This is a genomic window from Gracilibacillus timonensis, from assembly GCF_900086715.1.
Classification (GTDB): domain Bacteria; phylum Bacillota; class Bacilli; order Bacillales; family Amphibacillaceae; genus Gracilibacillus; species Gracilibacillus timonensis.
This window is the reverse complement of record NZ_FLKH01000010.1, coordinates 606,798-630,454: the sequence shown is the minus strand read 5'-3', so window position 1 is coordinate 630,454 and position 23,657 is coordinate 606,798. Positions and strand designations below refer to the sequence as shown.

Genomic DNA, 23,657 nt, shown 5'->3' with positions numbered 1-23,657 from the left:
ATAGAAAGATAAGGGCACTGTTAAGAAGTGTATGAGTACCTTGGAACCCCATTGCTTTAGCTGTGGGAGTTGTCAGAAGGACGATGTCACACCGCTTGCCGGGCGATTTGTCAAAGATTGTGATGTGGAAATTATCAAAATACTATCGAAGCAAAATCTCCTGTTTGATAAGGAGAAGTATCAACATAGTTATCCACACTGCTGGAGATGTGACAGTCCGCTGCTTTATTATGCGATGGAAGGTTGGTTTATTAAGACAATCGCAGTAAAAGAAAACATGCAATCCAATAATCAAGCGGTACAATGGTTCCCTTCCCACATGCAGGAGGGCAGGTTTGGAAACTTTTTGGATAACATGGTGGACTGGAATATTGGAAGAAACAGATATTGGGGAACACCGCTAAATGTATGGATTTGTCAAGATTGTGGGAAAGAAAAGGCTCCGCATTCCATTAACGAATTAAGAGAATTTGCTATTGAAGAATGGCCAGCAGATATCGAATTGCACAAGCCATATGTAGATAAGGTCCAGCTCCATTGCGCATGCGGCAGTACAATGACTCGAACAAGTGAAGTGATTGATGTATGGTTTGATAGTGGTGCCATGCCATTTGCACAGTATCATTATCCCTTTGAAAATAAAGATCTATTTCAGAAACAATTTCCGGCCGACGTAGTGATCGAGGGAGTTGACCAAACAAGAGGATGGTTCTACAGCTTATTAGCAGTTTCCACTCTGTTTACGGGGCAATCACCGTATAAACGCGTCCTTTCATTGGGGCATATTTTAGATGAAAATGGACATAAGATGTCAAAGAGCAAGGGAAATGCCTTGAATCCTACCGAACTTATTCATGAGTTTGGAGCTGATTCGTTAAGATGGGCGTTGTTAGCTGACAGTTCACCGTGGAATAATAAACGTTTTTCCAAAAAGACGGTCAGTCATGCCAAGTCTAAAGTGATGGATACGCTTTGGAACGTCTATTCTTTTTACTCGATGTATGCGGAAATCGATCAATTCCATCCAGATAATGATAGGGGTGGAGCGCAAACTACGCTTGATCAATGGATTCTTTCCAGGTTAAATACGGTAATTAGGGAAGTCATCCAAAGCTTAGAGGATTATGATATCACAAAAGGGGCAAGATCCATTGCCGCATTTGTTGATGAACTCAGTAATTGGTATGTAAGACGTTCTCGACAACGATTTTGGCGCAGTGGTATGACGGATGACAAAAAGGCTGCATTTAGCACTTTATTTGAGGTATTAAAGAAGTTATCACAGCTAATGGCTCCGTATACTCCTTTTATGACGGAAGAGATATACTCCAACTTAATGAAAGATAGTGTGCATGTATCTGATTATCCGCATCCGGATGGAGCACTGATTGATCAACGATTGGAAGAGGATATGGCTGCTGTTTTGCAAATCATAGAGCTGACCCGATCGCTGAGAAATACCGTTAGCATAAAAACAAAACAGCCATTAGCACAATTGGTGGTCGTCTCAACAGCAGAAATTAGTCTATCTTCGCTAGAAAAGTATGCGTCGATTATCAAAGAGGAAATGAATATCAAGGAAGTAACGTTCCAGAATGAAGTTCAAGGTTTGTTACAGTATGATTTTCAATTGAACTTTCCAGTAGCTGGACCAAAGTTAGGCAAATTAGTAGGCGAGGTAAAAAATAGGGTAGAGACGTTAAATGATGAGGAAAAGAATCAATTTCTTGATAACAGGGAAATACAGCTATTATTAAATACAGGAGAAACCACCACTCTTCATGCGGAGGATATTCTTGTTGAGAAGAAAGGGAAGAATGGTTTTGCCTTATTAGAAGGGAACCAGTTCACTGTCTTATTAGACACGAATTTGACGCAAGCGTTAAAAGAAGAAGGCGTCGTAAGGGAATTCATTCGAGCTGTTCAGACCTATCGGAAGGAATTAAATCTTCCAGTTGAATCACGCGTGGATCTGTTTGTTTATACGGATACGCAGCTTCAAAAAATATTGACGATATTTGATGATTTCGTGCAAAAAAATCTAATCCTCCGTAACATGTATTTTGCAAATAAAGCCGATATGACCAGCTTCCAAGTAGAAGGGTATGAGGTTCAATTATTTATTGAGTCGTGAGGGATGCACAAATACGATCGTTACCATGTAAATCACCTTGCTTATTTTCAAGTAAGGTGGTTTATATGGAGTCCTTTTATTGTAAGGGATGTTATGTAGCTTTTATTTACTTGTTAACAAAGATTGCATGGGAATAATTAGGTTGTTGTCAAGGGTTTTTAAAAAAGGAGGCGTACTCCATTTGCTCAAAGCAGTTATCTTCGACTTAGATGGCACGTTACTAAACAGAGATGCTTCGGTACAACAGTTCATAGGAAATCAATATGATAGATGGAAGGATGTACTCGGCTTTATCCCGAAAGAACACTACATATCAAGGTTTATTGAGCTAGATGCCCGAGGTTATGTCTGGAAGGATAAAGTGTACCAACAAATGGTTAAGGAATTCCACATTAGTGAACCCTCTTGGGAGCGGTTGCTGCAGGATTACATAGCAGAGTTTCACCATCGTTGTATTCCTTTTCCTCATCTAATCCACACCTTGGAAAGTTTAAGAACTCATTCCATTCGATTAGGCATGATCACCAACGGGAAAGGTTCGTTCCAAATGAATAATATCAGGGCTTTAGGGATTGAACATTTTTTTGATACCATTCTTGTGTCGGAATGGGAAGACATGAAAAAACCAGATCCTGACATTTTCAAAAAGGCCTTAAGTCAGCTGCAGGTTTCCGCAGAGGAGAGTATGTACGTAGGGGATCATCCTGAAAATGATGTCCAAGCTGCGAGGGATATAGGCATGTTTGGGGTGTGGAAAAAAGATGCACAATGGAGCCAGGTGGAAGCAGATTTCATTATCGAAGATTTGCAAGAACTACCTTTTATTATTCAAGCCATAAATTGAGCATTTCGTATTCATGCAGCCTACCATGGAAAGAAGCTGCTGCCTGATTATACAGACAACAGCTTTATCCGTCTTATCAAAAACACGTTAATTACTTAAAGAAAATGGATAATCTTCTTTGGCGTAGGTTCTTGGATGCGGCACAATACCTAAATCAAAGTGAAGCGTGCCACCTTTCATGATATCGGAATGCTTGAGGAAAAGCTTGGTATACGCTTCTTCATTCCGGTAAATTTGTTCGACAAATTGTTGTTGCGGATGATTAGGGCTGCTCGTTAATGTCAGTGTTTCCCCATTCGACAAATGCAACGCTGCTTTATCAAAGAGGGGAATCCCTAACACATATTCCTCGGTACCAGGTGTCACAGGATAAAAACCTAGGCTATTGAATAGATACCACCCCGACATACTTCCATTATCTTCATCGCCGGGGTATCCCATTGTACTTGCATGAAAGGTTTGTGTCATTAATTGTTTTAATAAGGGCTGTGCCATTTCAGGCTTGCCAATATAGCTGAACAAGAATGGGTAGTGAAAGCTTGGTTGGTTGGAAATGGCAAGCTGACCAAACTCCACCGCGGCCATTTCCGTCATTTCATGAATTTCAAAACCATAACCACCAACATCAAATATCGGTTTTTGATTACATAATTCAATTAACTTGCTTTCAAAGGCATTTGCTCCACCAAATTGCTGGATAAGGCCGCGAAAGTCTTGATATACAGCAAAACTACTTTGCCAAGCACTGCCTTCTGCGTAATCCCTTCCCCAGCGAATATCCAAGAAATCATTAATGAACTGACCATCTTTATCTTTGGCGACCATAAAGCCGAACTCTGGGTTGAAAATCGAACGATAATTTAATGCTTGTTTGCTATAGTATGCTTGATCATCGTCTTTGCCAAGCGTTTTCGCTACTTGACTGATGCAAAAGTCGCTGTATGCATAGTCCAATGTATGATTGACAGATTCATGGTAGTTGCTTGGTACATAGCCATACTTGAGATAGTCTAGTGTACCCTGGCGACCATAATTCGGATCCTCGCTTTGTGTCGTTGCTGCTGTTTTCATGGCTTCCAGAAATGGAGGCATTAAATCAGGACGAATATTTTTAACGGCTGCATCGGCAATGACGGCATCAATCAATGTTCCTGGCATTAGATTTCGTTCATCTGGAGACAACCATTTTGGCAAGAAGCCTGTTTCGTGATAGCTATTCAAGAATCCTTCTAACATTTCTTCGTATTTATCTTGAGCAATCAATGAAAACAATGGGTAAACGGTTTTGTACGTATCCCAAAAACCATTATTGGTATACAGCACACCAGGACGTACCTTCTTATTTAATGTATCATAATGGATCGCTTGATCATTTTCATCTCGTTCATAGAACGTCTGTGGGAATAAAAATAATCGATAAAAATTATGATAAAACGTCGCTATTTGTTCTTGGTCATGGTGTTCAATTTCAATTCGCGTCAGTAATTCATGCCATAATTGGCGGCTGTTTTCTAAATAATCGTCATAGGTTTGCGTTTTTTCTCGCTCCAAGTTTAATAAAGCTTGTGCGGGACTTATAAAGGAAGTGCCCATACGCACGATCTGCTTTTGCGTGTGAAAAGAAAGCAATATAGCACCATGTTCACCGGCTCCATTTTTTTCTGCTAATTCAAAAGCCGAATCAAAGGATAGAACGACATAGAAAGTAAAGTCAGGATCTTCGCAATCAGCGAAATTAATTATTTCAAGTGCTAACGTATGTTCATCCAAGGCTTTGTAGCTGTATCTCCCTGGTAAAGTCACTAAGAAACCGTTATTCGTTTGTTGATAATCAATGTCCATGATCCCACCATACATACTGGGCACCAATTTGGATTGTATTTGATAGCGTAATTGGTTAATAGAAAGATGCGTTGGGCGGAATTCACTATCTTCTGGCCGATAGCCACTTTGCGTGTGAAACAAGCTGGTTTCCGTTATATTTCCACTGACAGGTGTCAGCGTAAGGTAACTAAAGTCTCCCATCCAAGGACTTGGTTGATGGGTAATCCGATAGCCTTGGAATATCCGATCTTCGGGATGAAACCACCAGCTTCCTTTTTGATCAGTAGTTTGAGCAGCAAAATAGTTCATTCCAAAAGGAACCCCGGTATAGGGTAAGCAGTTTCCATTAGAAAAGCTATGTTGATTGGCCGTTCCATGGCGTGTGTCAATGGTTTGTGTAAGCATATGTCTTCTCCTTACTGTTTCACGTTTTTTGTAGATTCACGTTTGATAAAAGTGACAGGTACTTTGATATCCGATGGCATTTGGTCATTTTCAATCCATTCAATCAAGGTTTGACCAGCAATCTGACCAATTTTTTTAAAATCTTGTGCGACGGTTGTTAATGGTGGATCGACAAAACTAGAAGCTTGAATATTATCAAAACCAATAATGGAAAGATCTTCAGGGATAGTATAGTCAGCATGTTTCAACGAACGCATAGCTTCCATGGCGATTAAATCATTTTCACAAATGAATCCGGTCACTTGATGCTCCTTGATGTAACGCAAGAGAGCGCCGTCCTCGTTCTTAACATCTATTGCAGCCGTATAATCCGTTAGATCCGCGCGATGTAATGTCGTCAAATAACCGATATAACGATTGCGAACAGATTGAGGTAGATGGGAATGATTATATAAATAGGCAATGCGTGTATGTCCGTTGTCCATAAGAAATTGAGTGGCTAGCTGCCCGCCAGCAAAGTTATCGGATAGGATAGTTGGAAAATTTAATTCATAGTTTTTTTTATCCAAAGAAATGACAGGGTGTCCTTTTAATGATAATTCCACTAAGGAACTGAGGTATTGATCCGTATCCTCCGCATAATAAATCAAACCATCGTATTCCTCCATCAATTCATGTGGCTGTTTTTGTGTAAAGACCTCAAGTGTTCCCATTACCACTTCCATTTGGTGCTTTTGCATGACGGGTAATAAACCGTCGGTAAAGTTGCCAAGAGATAAATCATGTAAAAATGGGAGGAGGAATAAAATTCGCGACGTTTTTGTTGCATCCTTTTTGATGTTTGGAGAGGGCACTTCCTTAACGAAACTTCCTTTCCCACGAACACGATATATCAAATCTAAACGTTCTAATTCACTAAGTGCACGTTTGGATGTGATTCGACTTACTTTATATATCTCCGACAATTCTTTTTCCGTTGGTAACTGGCTATTTAGCGGTAAATTACCTGAAAAAATTTGCTTTTTTAAATCATCCAATATTTTTTTATATAGTGGTTCTTTCAATGTGTACCTCCTTGAAATGATATATCATATTATTGATAGTATCATAAGAGAACAGAAAAATAAATCGTTTTCTTAAAAAATATAGACATTTCAAACGAGAATAAGTATAATGATGAGTGTATAAGATATATCAAATAATCGGAGGTAAAAACAAATGGTTTATAATGATATACCAAATTCTGTTCAAAAGTTTATGGATGACATCACCAAAATGTGTGGAGAAAAGCATTCAGATTGGGCAAGAAATTTTAATGCAGCTTTTGCCAATACGTTATTAACGACGGTGAACCGTCACGAAGATGGTACAACGTTCTTATTAACCGGTGATATACCTGCCATGTGGTTGCGTGATTCAACCGCACAAGTACGACCTTATCTAGTAGTTGCAAAAGAAGACGAAGACTTAGCAGCGATGATTAGCGGCTTGGTCAAAAAGCAATTCTTCTATATTAATATTGATCCTTATGCAAACGCATTTAACGAAGAGGCGAATGGAGCTGGTCACCAGAATGACCATACCGAAATGAACGATTGGATTTGGGAGCGCAAATATGAAATCGATTCATTAGCTTATCCGGTTCAACTCGCTTACTTGTTATACAAAAATACAGGTCGTACCGATCAATTTAACGAAGATTTCGTTAACGGTGTGGAAAAAATCCTCCATGTCTTTCAAGTGGAGCAAGATCATAACCAATCAGCTTATCACTTTGTACGGGATACAAGTCGCAAAGAAGATACGTTAGTAAATGACGGTCGAGGTGTGGAGGTAGCGCCAACCGGAATGACTTGGTCAGGTTTCCGTCCAAGCGATGACGCATGTGAAGGTGGCGGTTATTTAGTTCCTTCCAATATGTTTGCGGTCGTTATCTTGGGTTACCTTGAAGAAATATTTCGTACTATCCTCGATGATGCCTCCATTGTCGCAAAAGCGAAACAATTACGCGAAGACATTCAAGCAGGAATTGAAAAACATGGTCGCACCAAAAATGAGGCCGGTGAAGATGTGTATGCCTATGAAGTAGACGGTTTAGGTAATGCCTCGTTAATGGATGATAGTAATGTGCCAAACTTGATTTCTGCTCCTTATTTAGGCTATGGATCGATGAATGACGAACGATACTTGCGTACAAGACAAACACTATTAAGTAATGAAAATCCTTACTTCTATGAAGGCAAGTTTGCGAAAGGGATTGGTTCTTCTCATACACCGGAAAACTATGTCTGGCCAATCGCAATGGCAATGGAAGGCATGACCACAGATGATAAGTCAGAAAAAGAACGTATTTTGAATCAATTGGTGGCAACGGATGCCGGCACCCATTTGATGCACGAAGGTTTTCATGTCGATGATCCGAACCAATACACACGTGAATGGTTCTCATGGGCGAATATGATGTTCTGTGAATTGGTGATGGATTATTTTGATATTCGTGTAGAAAAATAGAGGTTGTTCAAAAAGTCCACCGAACTTTTTGAACCCGTATAAAGCGTATTAAATAAAACATACAAGGAGGAGTTACGAATGAAGAAAAAAGTTTATATTATTTCGCATAGCCACTGGGATCGTGAATGGTATATCCCGTTTGAGAGACATCACATGCTGTTAGTGGAATTAATCGATGATTTATTAGAAATCTTTGCGTCAGATCCGGATTTTAATAGTTTTCATTTAGATGGCCAGACCATTTTATTGGATGATTATTTACAAGTACGTCCAGAAAAAAAGGAAGCTCTACAACAGGCAATTACGGATGGCAAATTACATATCGGTCCGTTTTATATCCTGCAGGACGATTTTCTCATTAGCTCTGAATCCAATGTTCGTAATATGTTAATTGGAATGGAAGAAAGTAAGAAATGGGGAAGTCCAGTTAAATTAGGTTACTTCCCAGATACATTTGGTAACATGGGGCAAGCACCACAAATGATGCAAAAAGCAGGTCTAGAAGCTGCTGCCTTTGGTCGTGGTGTGAAGCCAATCGGTTTCGATAACCAAGTATTAGAAGCGGAAACCTACTCTTCTCCTTATTCGGAAATGAGGTGGAAAGGGCCAGATCAATCGGAAATCTTCGGTCTATTATTTGCTAATTGGTACAGTAATGGGAATGAGATTCCAGCAGAAAAAGAAGCAGCAATCAAATTCTGGGACCAGAAATTAGCAGACGTGGAACAGTTTGCTTCTACCGATCATCTGTTATTTATGAATGGTTGTGATCATCAACCAGTGCAAAAAGATGTGACAAAAGCCATTGCCTTAGCAAATGAGCTGTATCCAGATTATGAATTCATCCACTCCAACTTTACCGATTATTTAGCTGCCGTGCAAAATGATTTGCCAGAAGATATAGGTACCGTTGAGGGTGAATTAACTAGTCAAGAGACAGATGGCTGGTATACATTAGCGAATACGTCATCTGCCCGTGTCTACTTAAAGCAGTGGAATACACGTGTGCAACGTCAATTAGAAAATATTGCAGAACCTTTAGCAAGCATGGCGTATGATATCACTGGAAAATATCCACATGATACACTCGATTATGCCTGGAAAACATTAATGCAAAATCATCCTCATGATAGTATTTGCGGCTGTTCCATCGATGATGTTCATCGTGGTATGATATCTCGTTTTGAGAGAGCTAATGAAGTGGGGCGTTATGTTGCAGAAGAGTCCGTGAATGCGTTGAAGACAGAGACGAATACCAAAATTTTCCCAGAAGATAGCTTTCCGTTTGTCGTCTTCAATACAAATGGTTTGGCAAAAAGCGGTGAAGCAGTCATCAATGTAGAATTAGAAAGAAAAACGTTTGCGGAAGGCTCTCCGGCCTCTTTATATCGCGATTTAGCAGCAAAAGAAGCAGGAAGCTATCACGTGGTAGATGAAAATGGTCGAGTTATCCCTGCTCAGATTTCTGCAGAAGCGGTTCATTATGATTATGATTTACCTAAAGATGGTTTTCGTGTGCCTCATATGAAACGTTATGTCACCATTCGCTTAACCTTACGTGATGTAGCAGCCTTCTCATGGCAAAGTTTTGCTTTGGTACCTGGGACGGCGCCGATTGAGCAAGATGGGTTGGCAAATGCAGATGGTACGGTTTTAGAGAATGACTTAGTGAAGGTGGAAATCGCGGAGAACGGCACATTAGCCATCACGGATAAAGAGAACCAGACAACGGTAGATGGCTTGTTGAACTTCGAAGACACTGGCGACATTGCCAACGAATATATCTACAAGCAACCAGAAGGTGATCAAGCCATTTTATCCAGTGATACAAAAGCTACCGTAGAATTGCTGGAAAACCATGCAGAAAAAGCCGTGGTAAAACTAACCCATAGCATAGATATTCCTGTTTCTGCAGACGATTTATTAGATGAAGAGCAACAAATGGTGATTGAATTCAGGGCGCGTAAAGCAGGACGTTCACAGGAAACAGCACCATTAACGATCGAAACAACGGTTGCTCTCGCGAAAAATAGTAAAAAAGTGGACCTTGAAACAACGTTGGACAACCAAATGAAAGACCACCGCCTGCGCGTTTTGTTCCCAACCGGATTAAAAGTGGAAGCACATGAAGCGGACAGCATTTATGAAGTGGTCAAACGTCCTAACACAGTTTCTGCAAGCTGGAAAAACCCAACCAACCCACAGCATCAACATGCATTCGCTAATTTACATGATGATATTCGCGGTGTGACGGTTGGTAACTATGGCTTAAACGAATACGAAATTGTCGATAGTGAAACCATTGCGGTCACCTTATTGCGCTGTGTGAGGGAAATGGGGGATTGGGGTTATTTCCCAACACCAGAAGCACAGTGTTTGGGTGAGCATACCTTCAACTATAGCGTAGAAGTTCACGGTGCACCAGAAACTCGCTATGAAACATACAAACATGCTTATACCGCACAAGTACCATTTACCGTGGCACAAGTTCCGGTTCAAGAAGGCAAATTACCGGCGACGAAACAATTTGTTGAAGTAACCGGTAATACGTTTGTTCCAACTGCCTTAAAGCGACGTAAGCATGATAAAGCTCTCGTACTACGTGGTTATAATATGGATGAGAATGAGCAGGAGCTTGTATTAGAAAAAGCAGAAGAAACACCTGTGTTATTAAACTTGTTAGAAGAACCAATGGATGAAACCTATACTACCAAGCTAGCTGGTTATGAGATTAGGACGGTCGGATTTGTTAATGATTAAGAGGATGTCATATGTTCTTTAACTAAATAGATATGGAAAAATACCCAACACTCGGATAAACTATCTTTAAGGAAGGTTAACCGATGTGTTGGGTGTTTTTATAAGTGAATTAGGTGCTCTTGCTTCATTTACACGAATGGAGCAAACGAAGTATTATCAGGAAATCATTCGAGCGAAGGCTTGCTTGTCACAGGTTTTTGCTACATTTATACGTATTAAAAAGAACCTATACCTTAATACCGTACTTAGAAGAAAATAATTAGATGGAATCAATCGTCTTACCTTCTATCATTATTTGAATAGCTTTTTCCCTTTATATACAATGATAAGATAACATTATCGGAGGAGGATTGTTAAAATCATGAAAAATTACACAATTATTGTTCCGGAAGAATTGAATTTTTTAGTTTTTTTGAATAATGTTCATCAGCAAAAGAGATTCCCGCACATTGATTTTTTCCCTGTTGATTATTTTCATCCTGAGTTTGAAACGCGTATAGTTCAGGTATGGAATGCTTGTTTAGAAGAAATGTTTATAGATGGTAACCACATACAAAGGGGATGGGAATATTATAAAAAACATCTAAGAAGTCTCTTTGTTGCATACGATAATAATCAACCATTAGATAGATTATTTCAGTATTTTGAATCTTGGTGGTTTCATCAAGCACCAAGAGGTAATCAGTATTTACTAGAAGCACTATTTTGGGGGACTATTAGTTATCAGGAACTTGACTATAAAATGAAAAAGGAAGCAGCGCACAAGTTGTTTGTTGTATTTGACACCCCGCCAAAAGGATGTAGAACGATAGATGATAGTAAGAAAATTTTAATAAAATCCATTGATTATTTTTTGGAATGAAATGTTAACTTTTAGAGTGGCAACTCATAAAAAAGTGAATGATCAGACGCTAATCAATATCTTGCAAATTTCTGAGATGTTTTTAAATGAGTGACTGATAACGAAAGTTCACGAAATGAGTACAAAAGGGTAGCAGGCAAATACCTGCTAAAAGAAATGGGGGATGAACATGCCAATCAGAAATTCGGCAAAAGCGATCATTATGCAGGATGACCGATTGTTAGCAATTAAGAAGCAGGATGAAGACAGCTACTATTATCTTTTACCTGGTGGCGGTCAAGAGCACGGAGAAAATCTTCATCAAACCTTGAAGAGAGAATGTATAGAAGAAATAAATGCGAGTGTAGAAATTGGTGACCTCCTCTTTATTCGGGAATACATTGGGAAAAATCATGAGCATGTTGCATTCGATGCAGAAGTACACCAAACGGAGTATATGTTTTTATGTAAAATGAAGGAGGGAAGCAGCGATATAGGTAATGGAACCGTTCCAGATGAGGGGCAAATTGGTGTGGAATGGTTGCCGTTATCAGAATTATTGAGCTATCGGTTGTATCCTCAGACAATGCGGGAGTGTATCATGGAGCATGTTGCTGGGAAGGTGTTGCCAGTTTATTTGGGGGATATCAATTAATGCCATTATTTGCGATAAAAGAATAACGAGAATAAATAGGTATGGAAGGTTGGATTCGTTTGCAAACCCATTTATATTTTGTTCGACATGCCCATTCGACATATACACCAGATGAGTTAGGCAGACCTTTGTCGGAACAAGGATTTGCTGATGCAAGCATGGTAACGGCATTGCTAAAAAAAGAAGCTATTGATGAGGTATATGCCAGTCCATACGAACGCGCTATTCAAACCGTGGAAGGGATTGCAGAATATATAGATAAAGAAATGAAGCTAGTAGAGGGACTGAAAGAACGTACATTGGCGGAAAAAACGGTGGAAGATTTTCAGCAAGCTATTATAAAGGTTTGGCAAGATGATGATTTTGCATGGAAAGGTGGCGAGTCCAACAGGGCTGCTCAAAAAAGAGGTGTTCATGCTGTTTTATAAGTAAAGCTGGATTATCGACGGGAATTACGGGGAACAATGGAAATTCGCTTGCATAAAGCAGACACGATTATTTTTCTCGATATCTCTCGTACTATTTGTACTTATCGCGTCATCAAGCGGTGGATTCAATATAGAAATAAGACCCGACCTGATATGGGGGAAGGGTGTGAAGAAAGGATTTCGCTGGAGTTTCTACAATGGGTATGGAAATATCGAAGCACAAAGAGACCTATTATTTTGGAAAAATTGAATTCGCTTTCAAACGAAAAAGAGGTTATTATCTTAACGTCTCCAAAAGAAGTTAGGCAATTCTTGGAGCGAATAAAGACTACGATTTTTCAAAAAACTTGAAAGTAGGTGTTTGGTATATGTATGCACCTCGGAGCATACTTAGCGTATGGAGGAAATTTGATGAATTCCCAATGGAAAGATTAACGAAATGTTGGTTTTATCATCAGAATAGTTTTCATCCGATTAAAAGATAACTAATACAAAAACTCCGTGCAGATTGGCTATATAATTACTATGTGATAAAATAAAAAGGAATGAGAGATAAATGAAACATACTTATTACTCAAATGAACGATAGATCTCCAATATGGGAAGGAGTTAAAAAATGAGTCTACCCAAAAATAAAACCATTACCTTAGAAGAATTCTACCAATTGCGCGAGGAATCAGAACAATTAATCGAGTATGTGGATGGTTTAGTTTATATGTCTCCATCGCCATCTACCAAACATCAAAGAATATCATCAAGGTTGCACGCACAGCTCTTCAGACGTCTGGAAGGTTCGGAGTGTGAAGTTTTTCATGCTCCATTCGATATAGAACTCAAAGATAAAGGAATGGAAGGAACAAAAATAGTGATCCCGGATTTGTCTGTCATATGCGATAAAAGTGGTTTTGAGGAAAATAAATATGTTGGCGTTCCAACGATTATTTTTGAGATCATTAGCCCTTCCAATCAATCACATGATTTAGTGTTTAAACTGAATTTATACATGCAGTATGGTGTTAGAGAGTACTGGATGGTAAATCCTCTTTTGCAAACCGTGCAAGTGTATGTCCTTGACGAACCAGGACAATACCGTCAACAGGCAGTTGCAAAAGAAAAAGGGAATGTGCAGTCCACGATACTGCCAAACTTCGAAGTAGACATGGAGCAATTATTTGCATAACCTCAAGCAGTGCACTTTGGAACATCTCAACTTGAATTATATATAAATTTGTGTATAATGGATATCACATTAGACGAAGTAAAGGTTTTCTAGGGTTCCGCAACTCGAATGTTGGACTGGACCGAGAGAAAACACACAGTGAATCGCTGTGCCACGGAGGGATAAAAGCCTGGGAGAAACTGTATTTACAGTTATCTCTCTGGGCTTTTTATTTTGCTTTATAATCAAAAATGGGATGCAGTGAAGAAAATAGGAGGTATTTTCAATGAATCGACACTGGATGCGAGTATTTATTGCAGCTTTTTTGGAAATCTTTTGGGTAATTGGACTGACACACGCCTATGATATCTGGACATGGATTGGCACCGTGATTGCCATCATCGTTAGTAATTATTTAATGATTTCAGCGGCGCAAGAACTTCCAGCTGGAACGGTCTATGCGGTCTTTGTCGGCTTGGGGACGGCTGGTACGGTGATTGCCGGAATTATTTTCTTTGGAGAAGCATTCAAATGGGAGAAAATCATTCTTATAACAACCTTATTATGCGGAGTAATTGGTTTGAAGCTAGTCACACCAGATCATCAAACAGAGGAAGGGGCTGAATCCTAATGGCTTGGTTTATTCTAATTTTAGCCGGATTATTGGAAACTTTTGGTGTAGATATGATTAATCAACTCGCTGTAAAGAAGAATTGGCAGACGGCCGTATTGCTGGTTTTGGGATTGGGATCCAGTCTTGCTTTACTGAGTTATGCCTTGCAATTCATTCCGATGGGAACAGGTTATGCGATTTGGACAGGAATTGGAGTTGTTGGCGGCGCATTAACAGGTATGATATTCTATGGTGAATCAAAAGATGGGAAGCGGATGGTGTGTATAGCCATTGTTTTAGGTTCCGTGATTGGACTTAAAATGATCACTTGATAATATCGTTAATCTGCTTATAACTGCATGTTGACTAAAATAGTGCAAAGGGGATCGAATATGAAAAGAATAGATGTAGCTTATGTGTTGCTTCTTGAGACTCCCACGACTAAAGTCACAAGCCCTAAACCTTATGGTTTAACGGGTGGGATTCTTGAATGACTAAACGTTCGCAGTCCATTTCTGTTTTGAACAGCCTTCAAGATGAGGGTATCTCATTACCCTTCCTAAGACAGTGCATATAGCATCTTAGGCTGATTGACTGTTACCATCAATCACAGGTGCATAACGAATATTCATAGCACCGACTAAATCACGATGTTTTTTGAATCCACATTTACACGTATATTTTCGATCTTGTGCCTTATTCTTTTCAAAACATGTAGGGCATGTTTGACTTGTGTATGCAGGATTCACATATTCCACTTTAATACCTTCTAAATTCGCTTTGTATTCCATGAATTGAGATAGACGATAGAATGACCAGCTGTGCAGGTTCTTTTCGTTTTTACGGCTTGTTCTTGCCGTCTGTCTAATATTCGCTAATTGTTCTAAACGAATGACAGAAACCCTATGATCTTTTGCAAAATTTACGATGGCACGACTAACCTGATGGTCTTGGTCTTTCATCCATCGTTGTTCCTTGTCCTTTGAATTGCGAATAGCATTTAACTTTTTTCTTTTGCCTAATGCTTTGCGTTCAGAACGGAATTTTCGTTTCACGTATTTATTTTGTCTGCCATTACCAAAGAAGCGTACCTTTTCATCATCTGTTACAGCAACAGCAGGTACTTTTAAACCTAAGTCTACACCCATGACTTTTAAACCTGTTCCTTGAACGGTAGGTATAGTGACAGAAATTTGTGCCATCCATTTATTCGCTTTCTTTGTGATACGAAGTGTGCCTAGTTTGTGTTTCAGCAAATCCATGTTACGGTTATCCTTATCCATGAATAAGGCACGTATAGGTATTTTCTTCGCTTTCCCATCCATCATAATCGGCATGGAAATGTGCGTAGAATCAAAAGAATAGTTTTGGTTATTCCAAACACATACAGTTTTTTTGAGTATAGGAATAACTTTGTACTTACTCTTCTTCCCTTTTTTAAATACGCTTTTAGCATCTTTGATTGCTTGATTTTTAACCGCACTCGGCAAAGATACAGAAATATCTTTACTTGACTTCTTTGTGCTTTTCTTTTCATCAACCATTTCAGAAACGAGCGTATTGATTACAGAAATATACGTTTTACTCATTTCCGACAAAATAGAAGCTTGTTCTTTTGTAGGTATCAATTTAACTTTTATCGTTATTGTCTGTGACACATCATTCACCCCCTTGTTTTTTGTTGTTCAACATAACGCTTCATCGTTTCACTTGATACATTTCCTGCGGTAGATACCAAATAGGAACGCGTCCAAAGACTTGGCAAGTGTTGAAGATGAGGAAATTCCTCTCTCAACTTTTTAGAAGTCACTCCTTTGATTTTTGCCATAATAGCAGCAGGGCTAAATGTTGGTAGTGAGTTCAGAAACATGTGGGTATGGTCTTTGTCACATTCTAAAGCGACAATAACGATTTTTAATTCTTCACATATTTCTTGGACTAATTGTTTGAATCGTTCCTCTACATCAGTACGAAGGAATATTTTCCTTCTATACCGGGGACAAAAAACAAAATGATAGTTGATTAATGATACGGTTGTGTTTGTTCTTCTGTATTCGTTCATATACACATTGTATCAGTTTCGTTTACAAACTACAACGGATATACCATAAATATAGAGTGAAATTTTCAGATACTTGAAGCACCACAAAACCTTATGGTTTTTAGTGGCACTCCGTATCTGACCTCACTCTCATCCCACCCCTAAAGGGGGTGCTGTCGCACCGTAGTGGGCTTTCCCGTTCGGAAAATCTGTAAAGGGAATGAGATTCTAATGGTTTATAATCATGGTGGAGACTGGTCTCTTCCCGGCGGGGCAGTCGAACAGGGAGAGACATTAGAGCAGGCAGCTATTCGAGAAGTAAAAGAGGAGACCGGTTTAACCGTGCGAGTTGAGAAAATTGCTGCAGTGAATGAAGCTGTGTTTATGGAAAAAGGCCATCATGCCATCTTTTTTACGTTTACAGCAAAAATAATAGATGGAATTCCTTTGATTCAAGATGAAGAGGAAATATCGGAAATCCGATGGGTGGATGTGCAAACCGCAAATAAGTTCATGCCTTACCATCCTGATGGGGTAGAAAGTTTACTTGAAGCGTCTTCTCCATATACATTTCAGGGCTGATTTAACGGAGGCTGTTCTTGTATAAGCAGGGGTACAAGTAACCCCTTTTTATTGATTAAAGATATTTAAGCGTTATAAAAAATTAAACGGTCGTCTTCGGCTAGAAAAAACTCTCTATTTTTGATATAGAAGGTTTTTTATGTGGTTTGATGATAGTCTAATAATTGGACATACCAAATGGGGATTTTTATACTAAATATAATAATCTCTAGGAGTGTCTAACATGGCAAAACGATATGATAAAGAATTTAAAGTATATGCAGTAAAATTAGTAGTGGAAGATGGAAGGAAAGCAGCCGAAGTGGCAAGAGAATTAGACTTAGTTCCCCAGACGCTGCAAAAATGGGTAGCTAGGTACAAGGAGGACCAAGAGAATAGCTTTGTAGGAAGCGGTAATCGCAGTCCCAAAGATCAAGCTGGGTATGAAAAAGATAAACGGATTCGTGATTTGGAAGAGGAGGTAGCTATTTTAAAAAAGGCTATGGGCATCTTCGCAAAAAAGCCGAAGTAATCTATGGATTTATTCAAGAACACCACCACGAATTTCGTGTAGAGAAGATGTGCCAAGTATTAGGTGTTTCTAAGAGTGGCTATTATGAGTGGAGAGATCGCCCTGTCAGCGATCAATCTAAACGTAAACAAAAGCTAACAGCTCAAATCAAACGCATATTTATCGCATCCAAAAAAAGATATGGCAGTCCTAAAATCACACAGGTTTTACGCAATGAAGGGGTACCTGTTTCTCCAAAAACAGTGTCTCGTATCATGAAGGAAAATGGTTTACGTTCGAAAACAATGAAGAAATATAAGGCGACAACGAACTCCAAACATTCGCATCCTGTCTATCCGAATTTATTAAATCAAGATTTCCGGGCAGATAAACCAGGACAAGTATGGGTAAGCGATATCACGTACATTTGGACCAGAGAGGGATGGTTGTACTTAGCGACCATCATGGATTTGTTTTCCAGAAGGATTATTGGTTGGGCCATGAGTCATCGAATGACCAAAGAATTAACACTCACCGCTTTAAGACGAGCCATTAATCAGCAAACGCCGCAAAAAGGATTAATTCACCATTCCGATAGAGGTAGCCAATATGCGGCTAAAGAGTATCAAGCGCTTTTAAGAAAACATCATATCACCACAAGCATGAGCCGGAAAGGCAACTGTTACGATAATGCATGTATCGAGTCGTTTCATAGCGTGATCAAGAAGGAATTAATCTTTCATGAAGATTATCAAAGCCGAGAAGAAGCAAAGCGTAGTATCTTTTCTTACATCATGACATTTTATAATTCCAAGCGAATTCACTCCACCATTGGATATATGTCACCAATGGCGTATGAAAAAATGTATCTACGTAAAATAGCTTCATAGAAAAGCGTAATTAGCCTCTGTGTTAAAGGAAGGGGCGAACTTCCCCTTCTTTTAACACAGAGGGAAGCAAACGGAGTGCGGTAGGAATTTGAAGAAATTCACCATTTCTAGTGTCCAATTTCTTGACATAGATCCAGTTTTCTATCATTAAAAGTTAATTACGTAATAGTAAAAGTGCTTAGAAGCAAAAGTCTTAAAATCCATGTCTTTCAGGATCGTTATTCTTTTTATGAATAATCCCTTTTTGATAAGTGTGCTCAAGCTTATTTGAGAACCATTCAATTTGATTCATCACTTCAGCAAAACTAATGCTTTCAATATAAGGATTACTCTCGACAAAAGTTGCCCATAATGCTTTTTGATTATTCGACTCTCTTAAATAGTCAATAATCTCATCATAATTTCCGATTTCAATGAAGGTTTTACGCTGCTTCATCGTTTTGTTAAGTCCAGATAAAACCTTTCCTGAATCGATCTCATCATTCCTTTTTGTTAACATATATAAATCATAGTAATCTTTCATCCTGGAGTTGGTATCATCAAGTTCACCATAAGCTAATAAAGTATAGAATTTATCAATAATTATTTGTTCTGGAGAATAACTACTTAAGATGTACTCTTCATCAGAAAAAATTGATTTAAAGTTTTTCTTATCAGTTACACCAATTAAATCCTCCCCTGTTGTAAGATCGATATTTATTGGGATCTTTGTACTTCCATTGTAATAATCAATCTTTAAATTATATCCATTATACTCAAAGTCTTCTCTTGTTTCACTCATACTACTAACTTTAAAATATTCATTACTATTGTCTTCTGTAAAATTAATCACATCAATTAATTCGTTCAATGTATCTTTGGAAAGGATAGCATCCCTAAGTGTAAAATCTAAATCCCTAGTTGCTCTCATGCAAATACCAAGATCTGTAGTTAAAAGAAAACCACCTTTAACAATTAAATGATCAGCGTAGGAAGACTTGCTCAATTTCAGAATTAATCGATCCATTGCATATAATCCATATAACTGTTGTACAGGCAGTTTTGATTCTTTAGATTTTTGCCTTATTAAATTTTTCATTTTTTGTTGGCTTAACAAACGGCAAAATCCTCTCTCTTATAATATTTAAAACATTAAAACGAACGCCGTAATCAATCAACTTTTCCAAATTCTTATCATTTCTAGTAATATAATCGTTAATCATTTCATCAATAATACCTGGCATCGGCTTTTTATGTCGCAGCATATCCACAACTGTTTTTTCTAAATTTGTTACTCTTAATGGGTTGGAATCCCAACTATCCATTAGTTCAACATATTCATCGTTCCATTCTTTTTTTGAAACGTAGTAGGGTTTGATATGTTGCTCTTCCGCAGTGGTTAAATGGTAACCTCTTAAAAAGGACACATGATACACAAATGGTGAATAAGAAGACAATGTATGCAACATAACAGCTGTTTCATGTGAGTATACAGCTCCAGGGTATTGCAATTGGAGAATGTACAAATCATCAAAATAAACGTTGTCCAACAAATAAATACCTCTTGAATGCTTTTGGATATCTTTTCGCTCAATTGCTTTTCTAAGAGTGGAATCATTGATGCCATAATCTTTTGCCATCTGCGTAGTTAAGATGCCGTTATTAACTTCAAATACACTTTTTAATCTTTGTTGAATCATGCGACTCACCTCAATATCATTATACCATAATTCACGTTCAATACAACATTCGATAGCAGAATTTTTCATCATTCTTGGATTTTTCTTTTAATATGTGCAATAAGCATCTTTATATCCTGCATTCTTGAATAATTATTACAAGGACATAACGGAGACCCTTGACACACAAGGTTTTTCTTTATCAGATCTTAGGAGAAAAAATCTTCGTGATAATTTGTTGCAAAAACATCAAGGCAAGCGGTTATTCGAGAAGTAAAAGAGGAGACAGGTTTAACCGTGCGAGTTGAGAAAATTGCTGCAGTGAATGAAGCTGTTTTTATAGAAAAGGGCCATCATGCCATCTTTTTTACGTTTACAGCCAAAATAATAGATGGAACTCCTTTGATTCAAGATGAAGAGGAAATATCGGAGATCCGATGGGTGGATGTGCAAACCGCAAATAAGTTCATGCCTTACCATCCTGATGGGGTAGAAAGTATACTTGAAGCGTCTTCTCCATATACATTTCAGGGCTGATTTAACGGAGGCTGTTCTTGCATAAGAAATATTTTTCATCATTAAAGAATTGCGATAAAATAAAGCGGAACATGGAGAGGGGAGCAACAGTAATGCAACCAATGTCGATAGAAGATTATGTAAAAAAACATTGCAAAGGAAATCCTGATACAGATCCAAAACAATTAAGAAAAAGCTTGAAACAGGCAGTTCAAGATAAGAAAAACGGAGAAAAATGCAGGAGATGTGGTCAGGAAATCTGGGCGATTGGTAGTGCGGTTGCCTACCAAAGCTGTTTTGCGTGTTTAACAGGGGAGGCAGATTCCTCGGAAGACTATGAGATCAAGGAAGTCTGCTGGTCATAGAGATAGTTGTTCATGCTTATTGCACTTCCTAGTCATATTATCATATGATTAACACTTTGAGAAGAGGTGATACCATGGGTGAAGATATTAGGCCGTCAGCAGATCTTCGAAATCATTATAATAAGATATCTAATTATTGCAAAAATTCTAGAAATGCCGTAATTATGATCGTAAAAGGAAGAGGTGATACAGCAGTTCTAGGTTTGCAGGATTATTATCAAATGAAAGCGGAGTTAGAACTACTTCGAACACTTGCAGATGCTGAAGAAGATGTGAAAAATGAACGTGTAGCACCAATGCAGCATTCATTTGATGATCTTCGTACATCTTTATTGGAAAGGAAAACAAATGGAGTATAAAATACTAAGAACGGATAAGGCAGAAGATCAACTCCGTGATATTATCTTTTATATTGCTGATGATTCTGGAAATGAAGATATCGCACTAGCATATTTGGATAAAATCGAAGGCGCTATTCATTGCCTTCGAAAATTTCCTAAGTCGGGTAGTGAGCCGAGGTATTCGGTTTTAAAAAAGCATGGGTATAGAGTAGTAATTGTAGAGCGGCCTCTTGTCTTTTATAAGATTAATGATACAGAACAGACCATTATTATTTATGCCATAGTTGACGGAAGAAGAGAATACCACAATTTGCTTTAATAGTTTTAGCTATACCATATTTATACATAAAAATAAATTACTTTACACTTCTATTTTTTATAGAAAAATAGAAGTGTAATGTCATTAGTTAGATTATTCGTCATGATTAACGCCAGTGCAATAACCTTTTCAAAGATCACAACACAAAATTTATAATGAACAAAAGGAACCACTGCTAGGCTTAATAAAGCTAGCGGTGGTTATTTTTATAGTTAACTGACAATGTTAGAAAAGCTACTTGCCTTATGTATCAATAAATGATATAGCGAAGGAGGAAAGACATGGCTCGTTCAGATGCTTTGGAATCAGGTGAATTAACGGATACAGCCTTTTACATTTTATTATCTGTGTTGGAAGCGAAGCATGGCTATCTGATTATGAAGAATATTGAAACATTAACAGATAATCAATTTACTGTAGGCCCAGCTTCGATGTATACCACACTAAAGAAACTCGAAAAAGCAAGATTGATTGTGCAATCAGAGGATTCCACTCCCCAGCGCAAGACATATATAGCGACAGAATCAGGTGTTGCCTTACTGGAAAAAGCGATCGAGCATAGGCGCCAGATGGTAGCACACGGTGAAGAGGTTTTAAGTCAAAGGAAAGAGAAAAAGCGTGAATACAAAATGGATACTCCTGCGACTTCTTCGTTTGATCCTGCTTATAAGCCGGAGTAAGCCGTTAGAAGGAACGAATATACAGCAAGCTAACAAGGGAGCGTAAAGACATGACAAAATATAAATATATGCCAAGTGAAGGATTGGCCTTTGGCGAAGAAAAAGATATGGAACGATTGAGTGATTATGCGAAGCAAGGATGGATTTTAACAGGGAATCAGTTTTTAGGGTACCGCTTGAGAAAAGGGGAACCTCAAGACCTTATCTATTCGGTTGATACGCAGCAAGATGCGGATGAAGACTACTTTTTGATTTTCAAAGAGGCAGGCTGGACTCATCTTTATTCCATGGGGGATATCCATTATTTCTCCGCGCCTTCAGGTACAAAACCAATTTACTCAGATAAGGATAGTTTGCGTGAACGTTTTGAACAGGATAAACGATTTTGTGGCAAGTATGCCGTGCATTTTTTTACCATTGTCCTGGGAAGTGTGTTACTACTTGCCTTGGCAGAATATTTTGCGCTACTTCATTTTATTAGTGTGATATTAGCTGTTATTTTTGGAATGACGCTTATTCCTCTAGTGTTTACCAGCATGCCTTACTTTGCCTATCGTAAAAAACTGAGGGAGCTAGCCTAAAAGAGAAATGAAGGCTACAAAAGCAAGCAGTGACGCGAGGAGGATACCATGTATACCATTGGCAAGTCACTACATTTTTAGGTGTATCTCGAGATACATTGAAGTTTTACGAAGAAAAGGAATTAGTAAATCTGAAGCAGGAGGAGGAAAATGGCTATAGAAAATACAGTCATTTCGATATATATGATGTGATCACCGTAAATTTCTATCGAGAGCTAAATTTAAACATAAAATCAAATTCTCTGTGATTGTTATAGCCATAGTGATTCAAATTATTCTATGCTTGATGGTTTTACTGCTGGTATCTAGGGATAGTGAAGCCCACTCTGTTTTTACTATTTCTTCAGGGGGAATGTTGTTTTATTTCTTTATGACAAACCTTCTGGCAGGACCACTAGGAGAAGAACTAGGCTGGAGAGGCTTTGCCCAAATCGAGCTTCAAAAGAAATATTCGTCCTTAATGGCATCCATCATCATAGGATTCTGGTGGGGAATGTGGCATCTGCCTATCTGGTTTACTACCGGATTTATGGGTGTGGAGTTGATTCAATATATTCTATGTTTTATGGTGGCGATTATAGCGACTAAGATCGTCATGACCGCCTTCTATAACTTAAATCAGAATTTAATGGTCCCCATTATGATCCATCAGTTGTTTAATTTCTTTGCTGGTATCATAAATTGGGCCGTGATTGATATCATGATGTATAATGCGATTTTTTATGCAGTAACCGCCGTTGTCCTCATGCTTATTAATCCGAAGGCATGTTTTGTATGAAAGAGAGTTAGTGACTGCAGAAGATCAATAGGTTATGTATCTGCTGAAGGAGGAGGAACATTAATGGATAATCAATTTTTTGTGGGCTGGGGCACTCTGTCGCTGATCAATGCGGCACTTGCACAAGGGAAAAACAGGACAGGATTAAACTGGTTTTTATTATCTCTTGTATTAGGCCCTGTCGCCACATTTATCTTGTTATTTGTGGAGAAGAGAGGGCAGGAATAGAATGGTGTGTTAAG

23 protein-coding genes, 5 pseudogenes and 1 riboswitch are annotated in these 23,657 nt (G+C 38.5%); of the genes and pseudogenes, 22 read left to right on the top strand and 6 right to left on the bottom strand.

The genetic code is table 11. From position 1 onward, the window contains the following. Positions 1 to 76: 76 nt before the first annotated feature. A pseudogene (locus BN6556_RS06955) lies at positions 77 to 2,134 on the top strand (class I tRNA ligase family protein); the annotation flags it as partial. A gap of 181 nt (positions 2,135 to 2,315) precedes the next feature. Continuing rightward, entirely contained in the window at positions 2,316 to 2,978 is a 663-nt protein-coding gene (locus tag BN6556_RS06950) for an HAD family hydrolase (RefSeq protein WP_066188833.1), read from the top strand. Between the two features lie 87 nt (positions 2,979 to 3,065). Here the strand turns inward: BN6556_RS06950 and BN6556_RS06945 are convergent, their stop codons facing one another. Continuing rightward, entirely contained in the window at positions 3,066 to 5,207 is a 2,142-nt protein-coding gene (locus BN6556_RS06945) for a GH92 family glycosyl hydrolase (protein WP_066188830.1), read from the bottom strand. Between the two features lie 11 nt (positions 5,208 to 5,218). Next, positions 5,219 to 6,271 (bottom strand): GntR family transcriptional regulator, encoded by a 1,053-nt coding sequence (locus BN6556_RS06940; RefSeq protein ID WP_066188827.1) that lies wholly within the window; start codon positions 6,269 to 6,271, stop codon positions 5,219 to 5,221. 154 nt (positions 6,272 to 6,425) lie between these two features. Between BN6556_RS06940 and BN6556_RS06935 the strand changes: the two genes are divergently transcribed. The 9 genes and pseudogenes from BN6556_RS06935 (at position 6,426) to BN6556_RS06895 (ending at position 14,506) form a co-directional block, all read left to right on the top strand. Continuing rightward, positions 6,426 to 7,718: a glycoside hydrolase family 125 protein gene (locus BN6556_RS06935; RefSeq protein ID WP_066188825.1), complete on the top strand. Its 1,293-nt coding sequence runs from the start codon at positions 6,426 to 6,428 to the stop codon at positions 7,716 to 7,718. Between the two features lie 78 nt (positions 7,719 to 7,796). After that, on the top strand, positions 7,797 to 10,478 hold the full coding sequence (locus BN6556_RS06930) for an alpha-mannosidase (protein WP_066188823.1): 2,682 nt from the start codon (positions 7,797 to 7,799) through the stop codon (positions 10,476 to 10,478). Positions 10,479 to 10,839: 361 nt separating this feature from the next. Further along, a complete protein-coding gene (locus BN6556_RS06925; protein ID WP_066188821.1) occupies positions 10,840 to 11,340 on the top strand; it encodes a hypothetical protein in 501 nt (166 codons plus the stop codon). Positions 11,341 to 11,509: 169 nt separating this feature from the next. After that, positions 11,510 to 11,974 (top strand): NUDIX domain-containing protein, encoded by a 465-nt coding sequence (locus tag BN6556_RS06920; protein ID WP_066188818.1) that lies wholly within the window; start codon positions 11,510 to 11,512, stop codon positions 11,972 to 11,974. Between the two features lie 41 nt (positions 11,975 to 12,015). Then, the gene (locus tag BN6556_RS06915; protein WP_066188815.1) at positions 12,016 to 12,402 is read left to right on the top strand and encodes a histidine phosphatase family protein; all 387 of its coding nucleotides are present in this window, start codon (positions 12,016 to 12,018) and stop codon (positions 12,400 to 12,402) included. A gap of 7 nt (positions 12,403 to 12,409) precedes the next feature. Continuing rightward, positions 12,410 to 12,753, top strand: a pseudogene (locus tag BN6556_RS22470) (topology modulation protein); the annotation flags it as partial. 265 nt (positions 12,754 to 13,018) lie between these two features. Then, positions 13,019 to 13,582, top strand: a complete 564-nt coding sequence (locus tag BN6556_RS06905) for a Uma2 family endonuclease (protein WP_066188812.1) — start codon at positions 13,019 to 13,021, stop codon at positions 13,580 to 13,582. A gap of 78 nt (positions 13,583 to 13,660) precedes the next feature. Then, positions 13,661 to 13,760: riboswitch (guanidine-I (ykkC/yxkD leader) on the top strand. An 87-nt stretch (positions 13,761 to 13,847) separates the two neighbouring features. Continuing rightward, a complete protein-coding gene (locus BN6556_RS06900) occupies positions 13,848 to 14,192 on the top strand; it encodes a DMT family transporter (protein ID WP_066188810.1) in 345 nt (114 codons plus the stop codon). Next, complete coding sequence (locus BN6556_RS06895; RefSeq protein WP_066188808.1) at positions 14,192 to 14,506, top strand: DMT family transporter; 315 nt, start codon at positions 14,192 to 14,194, stop codon at positions 14,504 to 14,506. The genes BN6556_RS06900 and BN6556_RS06895 overlap by 1 nt, the downstream gene beginning before the upstream one ends. Before the next feature lie 249 nt (positions 14,507 to 14,755). Here the strand turns inward: BN6556_RS06895 and BN6556_RS06890 are convergent, their stop codons facing one another. Both BN6556_RS06890 and tnpA read right to left on the bottom strand, forming a co-directional pair. Beyond that, on the bottom strand, positions 14,756 to 15,832 hold the full coding sequence (locus tag BN6556_RS06890; protein ID WP_066188806.1) for an RNA-guided endonuclease InsQ/TnpB family protein: 1,077 nt from the start codon (positions 15,830 to 15,832) through the stop codon (positions 14,756 to 14,758). Between the two features lie 5 nt (positions 15,833 to 15,837). Continuing rightward, the gene (gene tnpA / locus BN6556_RS21530; protein ID WP_078059975.1) at positions 15,838 to 16,236 is read right to left on the bottom strand and encodes an IS200/IS605 family transposase; all 399 of its coding nucleotides are present in this window, start codon (positions 16,234 to 16,236) and stop codon (positions 15,838 to 15,840) included. Between the two features lie 165 nt (positions 16,237 to 16,401). Here tnpA and BN6556_RS06885 point away from each other — a divergent pair, with 165 nt between their 5' ends. Next, entirely contained in the window at positions 16,402 to 16,797 is a 396-nt protein-coding gene (locus BN6556_RS06885) for an NUDIX hydrolase (RefSeq protein WP_392388586.1), read from the top strand. Positions 16,798 to 17,020: 223 nt separating this feature from the next. Further along, a protein-coding gene (locus BN6556_RS06875; RefSeq protein WP_205410313.1) for an IS3 family transposase occupies positions 17,021 to 18,177 on the top strand; the annotation gives its coding sequence in 2 pieces (ribosomal slippage) (positions 17,021 to 17,279 and positions 17,279 to 18,177; 1,158 coding nt in all). Between the two features lie 193 nt (positions 18,178 to 18,370). Here BN6556_RS06875 and BN6556_RS06870 read toward each other — a convergent pair. Next, positions 18,371 to 19,273, bottom strand: a complete 903-nt coding sequence (locus tag BN6556_RS06870; protein ID WP_066188797.1) for a nucleotidyl transferase AbiEii/AbiGii toxin family protein — start codon at positions 19,271 to 19,273, stop codon at positions 18,371 to 18,373. Next, positions 19,227 to 19,928, bottom strand: a complete 702-nt coding sequence (locus tag BN6556_RS06865) for a type IV toxin-antitoxin system AbiEi family antitoxin domain-containing protein (RefSeq protein ID WP_066188796.1) — start codon at positions 19,926 to 19,928, stop codon at positions 19,227 to 19,229. Before BN6556_RS06865 ends, BN6556_RS06870 begins: the two co-directional genes overlap by 47 nt. Before the next feature lie 168 nt (positions 19,929 to 20,096). Between BN6556_RS06865 and BN6556_RS06860 the strand changes: the two are divergent. The 9 genes and pseudogenes from BN6556_RS06860 to BN6556_RS22275 all read left to right on the top strand — a co-directional run. Further along, positions 20,097 to 20,372, top strand: a pseudogene (locus tag BN6556_RS06860) (NUDIX hydrolase); the annotation flags it as partial. 92 nt (positions 20,373 to 20,464) lie between these two features. Then, the gene (locus BN6556_RS06855; RefSeq protein ID WP_066188792.1) at positions 20,465 to 20,716 is read left to right on the top strand and encodes a hypothetical protein; all 252 of its coding nucleotides are present in this window, start codon (positions 20,465 to 20,467) and stop codon (positions 20,714 to 20,716) included. A 74-nt stretch (positions 20,717 to 20,790) separates the two neighbouring features. Beyond that, the gene (locus tag BN6556_RS06850; RefSeq protein WP_066188790.1) at positions 20,791 to 21,075 is read left to right on the top strand and encodes a prevent-host-death protein; all 285 of its coding nucleotides are present in this window, start codon (positions 20,791 to 20,793) and stop codon (positions 21,073 to 21,075) included. Then, a complete protein-coding gene (locus tag BN6556_RS06845; RefSeq protein WP_066188787.1) occupies positions 21,065 to 21,376 on the top strand; it encodes a type II toxin-antitoxin system RelE/ParE family toxin in 312 nt (103 codons plus the stop codon). Before BN6556_RS06850 ends, BN6556_RS06845 begins: the two co-directional genes overlap by 11 nt. Before the next feature lie 281 nt (positions 21,377 to 21,657). Next, the gene (locus tag BN6556_RS06840; protein ID WP_066188783.1) at positions 21,658 to 22,056 is read left to right on the top strand and encodes a PadR family transcriptional regulator; all 399 of its coding nucleotides are present in this window, start codon (positions 21,658 to 21,660) and stop codon (positions 22,054 to 22,056) included. Between the two features lie 50 nt (positions 22,057 to 22,106). Next, positions 22,107 to 22,637 carry a DUF2812 domain-containing protein gene (locus BN6556_RS06835; protein ID WP_066188780.1) on the top strand — a complete coding sequence of 177 codons (531 nt, stop codon included), beginning with the start codon at positions 22,107 to 22,109 and terminating at the stop codon, positions 22,635 to 22,637. Between the two features lie 48 nt (positions 22,638 to 22,685). After that, positions 22,686 to 22,870, top strand: a pseudogene (locus tag BN6556_RS21525) (MerR family transcriptional regulator); the annotation flags it as partial. Beyond that, positions 22,855 to 23,415: pseudogene (locus BN6556_RS06830) on the top strand (CPBP family intramembrane glutamic endopeptidase); the annotation flags it as partial. The pseudogenes BN6556_RS21525 and BN6556_RS06830, both read left to right, overlap by 16 nt. A gap of 63 nt (positions 23,416 to 23,478) precedes the next feature. Further along, positions 23,479 to 23,643 carry a hypothetical protein gene (locus BN6556_RS22275; protein ID WP_162840589.1) on the top strand — a complete coding sequence of 55 codons (165 nt, stop codon included), beginning with the start codon at positions 23,479 to 23,481 and terminating at the stop codon, positions 23,641 to 23,643. The last annotated feature ends 14 nt before the right edge of the window (positions 23,644 to 23,657 follow it).